The sequence below is a fragment of the Halobacillus sp. BBL2006 genome (assembly GCF_000786645.1).
Taxonomy (GTDB): Bacteria; Bacillota; Bacilli; order Bacillales; family Halobacillaceae; genus Halobacillus.
On record NZ_JRNX01000431.1, the window covers coordinates 1 to 6,326 of the forward strand.

At 43.2% G+C, this 6,326-nt stretch carries 6 protein-coding genes; all 6 read left to right on the forward strand.

Going from position 1 to position 6,326, the window contains the following annotated elements; genetic code table 11:
* The first annotated feature begins 315 nt into the window (after positions 1 to 315).
* Complete coding sequence (locus tag LD39_RS12925; protein WP_035547439.1) at positions 316 to 813, forward strand: GNAT family N-acetyltransferase; 498 nt, start codon at positions 316 to 318, stop codon at positions 811 to 813.
* A gap of 306 nt (positions 814 to 1,119) precedes the next feature.
* Entirely contained in the window at positions 1,120 to 2,001 is an 882-nt protein-coding gene (gene galU, locus LD39_RS12930) for a UTP--glucose-1-phosphate uridylyltransferase GalU (protein ID WP_035547442.1), read from the forward strand.
* 246 nt (positions 2,002 to 2,247) lie between these two features.
* Positions 2,248 to 3,087 carry a YitT family protein gene (locus tag LD39_RS12935; protein WP_369793241.1) on the forward strand — a complete coding sequence of 280 codons (840 nt, stop codon included), beginning with the start codon at positions 2,248 to 2,250 and terminating at the stop codon, positions 3,085 to 3,087.
* A gap of 47 nt (positions 3,088 to 3,134) precedes the next feature.
* On the forward strand, positions 3,135 to 3,512 hold the full coding sequence (gene cccB / locus LD39_RS12940; RefSeq protein ID WP_035547445.1) for a cytochrome c551: 378 nt from the start codon (positions 3,135 to 3,137) through the stop codon (positions 3,510 to 3,512).
* 177 nt (positions 3,513 to 3,689) lie between these two features.
* Positions 3,690 to 4,376 (forward strand): cell division ATP-binding protein FtsE, encoded by a 687-nt coding sequence (gene ftsE / locus LD39_RS12945; protein WP_035547447.1) that lies wholly within the window; start codon positions 3,690 to 3,692, stop codon positions 4,374 to 4,376.
* A 247-nt stretch (positions 4,377 to 4,623) separates the two neighbouring features.
* On the forward strand, positions 4,624 to 6,123 hold the full coding sequence (locus LD39_RS12950) for a S41 family peptidase (RefSeq protein ID WP_035547450.1): 1,500 nt from the start codon (positions 4,624 to 4,626) through the stop codon (positions 6,121 to 6,123).
* Positions 6,124 to 6,326 lie beyond the last annotated feature (203 nt).

Consider the following 6,326-nt stretch of genomic DNA (forward strand, 5'->3'; position numbering starts at 1 on the left):
AGCCGCTAGGCACTGGAACTAGATAACAAAAAGGAGAAGGAGCTAGGCGTGACCCCACAGGGAGTGAAACGACTGAGGTGGAGGCTTGCCAGTTCCTCCGCAGGAAAGCGAGTTGTTTCCCAGCCACCCCTGACTCTTTCATATCAACGGACCAAGTTATCTCGAAATCGGGTGTTCCAGATAACTGCACGTTTGATGAATAACTCTTATAATCCTTTTGTTATAAATCCATAAAACAGCTTTCTCTTCTAAAGGGATTTTATCTTTTCTATAGAAATCATTAAGAGATCAATACAAGAGAAAAGAGGAATTCGATTGACACAGTATAAGATTAGACCGGGAACAAAAGAAGATATGGAATTTCTAAGAGAAATGCTCTATCAGGCAATTTATGTTCCGGAAGGACAAGAAAGACCGTCGAGAAATATTATAGAAAGACCTGAGATCGCCAAGTATTTGAACGGATGGGGAAGAGATGGAGATATCGCTTTTATCGCGATAGATGAAGATAAGCCGGTTGGTGCTGTATGGACGCGGCTCTTTGATGACAGGAACCAAACCTATGGTTACATCAATGAACATACCCCTGTACTTAGCTGTATGGCCGTTTCGCCAGAATATAGAGGGGATGGCATAGGGACGTTACTCTTGAGCAAAATGATGGAAAAGGTGAGAAGTGAGGGATACGAGTCGATTTCGTTAAGTGTGGACCCTGGCAACCCCGCTCGCCGATTGTATGAACGATATGGATTTGAGAAAGTCGGAATCAATGGAACCTCTTGGGATATGGAGTCAAAGTTTGGGGAAAACTAGCCAAGAATTTTCCGAGGAAAAGTAAAGCCCCGTAAGAGATAGTCTCTTACGGGGCTTATGTAATGAACAATGGCAATCACGAAAGACAAGAGGAATGCTTTTCGTGATCACTGAAATTATAACATAATATTCCATTGTACGAAAATGGATAAAAAGACCTTTTGGCTTAGTAAATGAAGAACTGATTTACCTAGGTGAACAATTTTTCAGATAGATAGAAACGTCTATTTTCCCTACCTTCTTTCTATCCATTTCCAATTATTTTTGCTATGATGAAGTTACATACATACGAAGGCGGTGGAGAAGATGAAAGTAAAGAAGGCAATCATACCTGCGGCTGGGTTGGGGACACGTTTTCTACCAGCGACGAAAGCGATGCCGAAAGAAATGCTTCCAATCGTTGATAAACCGACGATTCAATACATTGTAGAAGAAGCGATTGAATCAGGGATTGAAGATATCATCATCGTCACTGGGAAAGGTAAACGGGCGATTGAGGATCATTTCGATCACGCGTTTGAACTTGAGGATAACCTGTATAAAAAAGGGAAATTCGATCTCCTCGACGAGGTAAAGCAGTCAGCCAAGGTTGATATTCACTATATTCGTCAAAAAGAGCCAAGAGGACTTGGACATGCGGTATGGTGTGCACGCAAATTTATTGGGGACGAGCCTTTTGCAGTCTTACTCGGGGATGATATCGTCCGTTCCGATGAGCCATGTTTGAAGCAGCTGATGAATCAATACGAAGAAACTCATTCGTCTGTCATCGGTGTGAAACAGGTACCTGAAGAAGATACGAATAAATACGGGATCATTGCACCGAAGGACCAGCAGGGACGCCGTTATGAGGTCGAACATTTTGTTGAAAAGCCGCCGGTCGAGGAGGCACCTTCTAACCTTGCGATCATTGGTCGTTATGTGTTCACTCCTGAGATCATGGACCTTCTTGGTACGCAGGAGACAGGAGCAGGCGGCGAAATTCAGCTGACTGACGCAATTGAGCGTTTGAATATTGATCAGCCTGTCTTTGGCTATGAATTTGAAGGTGATCGCTATGACGTCGGTGACCAGCTTGGATTTATTCAGACAACATTAGCTCTTGCCATGGAGCGCGAGGATATGCGCGATGATGTCATGGAGCTTTTAGAAGAAATCTTAAAGACGCAGCAGACGCCAAAATCTTAAAGCTGAGCGATGGGTTTTCCACCCATCGCTTTTTTTGCGTGTCAGAATAGATCATGATGGAGAAGCGAATAGTAATCGTAAACGAGTTGCTTTACCGTATTAATACGTTATTTCACTCTCATTTACAGTTTTATTGCCCAGTGTTATACTCCTATCGGTTTATATCTCGTAAAAGGGATCATCGACGAAGGAATAGGGAGAGAAGACAACATGATGATGATGGCAAAAAAGTATAGAAGAGAACCGATGCCTCCATTGCTGAAAAATATAATCGAGTACGGGCTCGTTATTTTGGGCTCTTTTTTTGTGGCAATAGCATTCAACGTATTTTTATTACCGAATAACATTGCTTCAGGCGGAGTAGCGGGCATCAGTACAATTACAAAGGGCGTGTTCGGATGGGAGCCCGGTATTGTCCAGTGGATCTTGAATATTCCGCTTTTCATAACAGGTGTTGTTATTTTAGGGAAAAATTTCGGCATCAAATCGTTTGTTGGAACGGTGATGCTGCCGTTGTTCGTTTTATTAACAGCTGATCTGGCACCAGCAACACCAGACCCGCTTCTTGGTGCGATCTTCGGTGGAATGGGAGTTGGGCTTGGACTCGGAATAGTATTCCGTGGACGAGCTTCGACAGGCGGTATTGATCTTGCCGCACAAGTGCTCCATAAGTTTACTCACCTTCCGTTAGGGATTAGTGTCGCAATGCTAGATGGTTTGATCGTTTTGACATCGGCGATTGTCTTTTCTTTGGAAGAGGGACTATATGCACTGATTGGATTGTTTGCAACGAGTCGTACGATCGACTTTGTTCAAGTCGGGTTCAATACTTCGAAAAACGTGATGATTATTACAGAATATGTGGATGACGTAAGAGGAGCGATTTTTCAGGAAATCGACCGTGGAGTGACCGTGTTAAGCGGTGCAGGCGGTTATACGGACAGAGAACGACGGGTCGTCATGTGTGTCGTTCAGCAGAATGAATTCACGAAATTGACACAAACGGTGAAGATGGTCGACCCTGGGGCTTTCGTTGTTGCGATGAACGCAACAGAGGTACTCGGAGAGGGTTTCAAAACGACTTGAGTCGGTTATAATACCTCTATACTTATCTCATGAAGGGGGATATAGATTTGAAGAAACTATTATCCGCACTTTTCCTAGGACTGATCCTCGTTTTAGCAGCTTGCGGCGGTGGAGAAGACGAAGGCGCAACAGATGACAACGCGACTGAACAAACAGATGAAGGTACGAATGAAAACGCTGACTCAGGAGAAGGCACGGTTGATGCAGAAGCAGCTGAACAAGCTTTTCAGAAAAACTGTGCCAGCTGTCACGGTGGCGACCTTGGCGGTGGAATGGGACCATCTCTACAAGAAGTAGGATCCAAGTATTCTGCTGAAGACATTGTGGGAATCATCCACAATGGTAAAGGAAGCATGCCGGCTCAAGGGCAAGTCTCTGATGAAGATGCTGAACTGATTGCTGGTTGGCTAGCAACGAAGAAATAATCACATACGCAAAGGAAGTCTGGCTGAGGCAGCCAGGCTTTTTATTATGGTGAAATAATAGTTATGAATTGAAAAAGAAATGTAATATTTTTTGTCTAAAATTATCGAATATCAATGTTATAATGAAGTTGTTTGCAATAAAGCGTTTAACAAATCTGAAACTAAGGTGATCAACATATGATAGATATGCAAGGAGTTTATAAGACCTACCCGAATGGCGTAACCGCTTTGAATGGTCTGGATGTGAAAATCGATCAAGGAGAATTCGTTTATATCGTCGGGCCAAGTGGCGCCGGGAAATCGACATTCACAAAACTAATTTATCGTGAAGAGAAACCGACAAAAGGTTCGGTAAGAGTCATTGAAACAGATACATTAACAATGAAAGAACGCCGGGTGCCGAAGCTTCGTCGCCAAATCGGTGTTGTTTATCAGGATTTCCGTCTGCTGCCAACATTAACAGTTTATGAAAATGTAGCTTTTGCACTGGAAGTCATTGAAGAAAATCCGTCCAACATCCGTCGCCGCGTCATGGATGTTCTGGATCAAGTGCGCTTGAAGAACAAAGCTCGCTTTATTCCAGATGAACTTTCAGGCGGAGAGCAGCAAAGGGTTTCCATTGCCCGGGCAATCGTGAATCATCCGAAGATTTTGATCGCTGATGAGCCGACAGGGAATCTAGATCCAGATACTTCGTGGGAAATCATGCACATCCTGGATGAAATCAACGCCGGAGGAACAACGATTTTAATGGCGACACACAGCCAGGAGATCGTGAACACGATCCGCAGGCGAGTGATCGCGATTGAAGACGGTATGGTTGTTCGTGATGAAAACAAAGGTGAATACGGCTACGATTATTAAATGAGTAAAGCTGTCTCTTGGATAGAGGCAGCTTTTTTACTAGGACCAGTTTTATTTGGACAAGCTTCCGCATACTTTTATTTACTGATAGGGTTTTGCTTTAATAGAAAAAATACTATAATGATGTGGACATGCTATTCCATTTTGTGGCATACCATATATCAGTAATAAACGCACATTTACGATGAAGGCGCTTATTTGCTAGTATAGAAGCAATAAAGAAATTAAACATAGAAGGGTGAATGCGATGAATATAAAACCGCGTTTCATAGCGCTGTTAATGGCGCTTGCGGTCCTATTAGGGGCGGGAGGCTCTTACATAGGCATAGAGTACTTCGCAAATGACGATGGGGATCAGTCACAATCCGAGAAGTTAGCTAGTAAGGATGCAGAGAATTTTGGAAGCCTATCAGAAGAAGAGCAGAAGAAGGTCATTGAAGATATGGCCGCTAACGGTGATTTAGAAAAAGTGGCACAGGCTTATAGTGTCATTAAAGAGAACTACGTGAAAGAAGTAGACCAAAAGCAGTTGGTAGAAGGCGCGATCCAAGGAATGCTGGACACGCTTGAAGACCCATACAGTGTATATATGGATCAAGAAACCATGAAGCAGTTCAATCAGTCGATTGAATCGTCTTTTGAGGGAATTGGTGCAGAGGTCAGCATGGTCAACGATAAAGTTACGATCGTCGCCCCGATTAAAGGTTCACCAGCAGAAAAGGCTGGCTTGAAGCCAAATGATCAAATTCTTAAAGTCAATGGCGACAGTGTCGAAGGCCTTGATTTATATGAAGCTGTCTTGAAGATTCGCGGAGAAAAAGGGACAGAAGTAACCTTGGAAGTGGATCGTCCTGGCGTTAGCGATCCATTAAATATTGATATTGTCCGTGATGATATCCCGCTTGAAACCGTTTATACGGATACGAAGGAAGTAGACGGTAAAAAAGTAGGGGTTATTGAAATTACTTCTTTCTCTGAAAAAACATCAGACGAATTTCATAAAGCTTTGCAAAAGCTGGAAGGAGATGGAATGGAAGGACTCGTCATTGATGTCAGGGGAAATCCGGGTGGTCTGTTTACTGACGTTCAGGAAATCTTGAAGGAATTCATTCCGGATGACAAGCCGATCGTTCAAGTAGAAGACCGTAAAGGTGAAAAATCCCGTTACTTCTCAAACCGTAAAGAGAAGAAAGACTATCCAATTACAGTTCTGATGGATGAAGGAAGCGCCTCTGCTTCTGAAATTCTGGCAGGAGCCATGAATGAAGCAGGTGGATATGACCTTGTAGGTACGAAGAGTTTCGGAAAAGGAACGGTTCAACAGGCAATTCCAATGGGGGATGGAAGTACAATTAAGTTGACGTTGTTCAAATGGTTGACACCTGAAGGCAATTGGATTCATGAAAAAGGAATCGAACCAACCGTTAAAGTGAAGCAGCCTGAGTACTTCTATACGAACCCGGTAGAAATTAAAGAGCCTTTGAAACAAAATGATAACAACGAAAAAATTAAAAACATCCAGGAAATGCTTGAAGGGCTGGGTTATGATCCTGGCCGGACAGATGGATATTATAGTGAAGAAACAAAATCAGCCGTCGAAGCCTTCCAATCAGATGAAGGACTGAAAGCTACTGGACAGGTAGATGAGAAGACAGGCGGTAAACTTGAAGAAAAAGTCGTGGAGGAAGTCCGAAACGAAGAAAACGACCGTCAAATGCAGAAGGCACTGGAAGTCCTGTTCAAGTAGGCAGGGAATTTGCCTCATCATCACGAATTATATCCGTAGTCTATGACTGCGGATTTTTTCGCTATCTAGGAAATTATAAATATATTTAGGTATGGATAACTTTTTGCGGTGTGAGTCTACATCTAGCTCCAGCGCCTAGCCCCTCGAGGTCATAAGTCAATCGATTACGTGGATAAAAAGCCATCCACTACATCGCTTGTCTT

Bases quoted from the DNA above. Each gene is read 5' to 3' on its own strand.
- galU (WP_035547442.1), top strand. From the start codon at position 1,120: ATGAAAGTAAAGAAGGCAATCATACCTGCGGCTGGGTTGGGGACACGT.
- LD39_RS12935 (WP_369793241.1), top strand. From the start codon at position 2,248: ATGCCTCCATTGCTGAAAAATATAATCGAGTACGGGCTCGTTATTTTG.
- ftsE (WP_035547447.1), top strand. From the start codon at position 3,690: ATGATAGATATGCAAGGAGTTTATAAGACCTACCCGAATGGCGTAACC.
- LD39_RS12950 (WP_035547450.1), top strand. From the start codon at position 4,624: ATGAATATAAAACCGCGTTTCATAGCGCTGTTAATGGCGCTTGCGGTC.